Annotated in this window: 1 protein-coding gene; it reads left to right on the forward strand. The window is 49.6% G+C overall.

Features of this window, described 5'->3' with window-relative positions:
* Positions 1–787, forward strand: a 787-nt coding sequence (locus BA1_RS18270) for an AMP-binding protein (protein ID WP_008362342.1), incomplete at both ends; no start/stop codon positions are given.

Consider the following 787-nt stretch of genomic DNA (forward strand, 5'->3'; position numbering starts at 1 on the left):
GACGAAGCGATCCGTCTCGATATGATCAAGCTCAATACGTATTTCAATGACGAAGGCATTACCATTGCGTTCCTGCCAACGCAGCTATGTGAGCAGTTTATGTCGATGGACAATCAGTCTCTCCGTTACTTACTGACAGGCGGAGATAAGCTGAAACAGGTGAAGCCCGTTTCATACAAACTAGTGAATAACTACGGGCCGACTGAATATACGGTCGTGGCGACCAGCGGGATCATTGATCCGCATCAAGGCACGCTTCCTATCGGAACAGCGATTGCCAATAGCCGTTTTTACATCATGGGTTCGTTATATGATCTCTCGCCGCCAGGCGTACCGGGTGAGCTTGTCATTGCGGGGAAAGGACTGGCCAGAGGCTACTGGAATCTCCCCGAGGAAACGGACAAACGATTTGTCCCAGATCCATTTCATCCAGGAGAGCGCATGTACCGCACAGGCGACTTGGTGAAATGGACAGAGGATGGCGAGCTGATCTATCTCGGCAGAAAAGACCATCAGGTCAACATCCGAGGCTTCCGTATTGAGCTGTCGGAAATAGAAGCGCAGCTCCTTGCGATAGATTCTGTAAAAGAGGCAGTCGTGACAACAGTCCAAGATGCCAGCGATCAAGATGCCCTTATCGCTTACGTTATGACGGATGAAGAAACGACAGCCCTGAAAGAAAGCCTAAAACGCACATTACCAGAATACATGGTGCCATCATGGATCATAAAGCTAGACCAATTCCCCATGACGGCAAATGGCAAAGTCGATCTTAAAGCACTGCCAG

This window comes from Bacillus xiamenensis (assembly GCF_000300535.1).
GTDB classification, from domain to species: Bacteria; Bacillota; Bacilli; order Bacillales; family Bacillaceae; genus Bacillus; species Bacillus xiamenensis.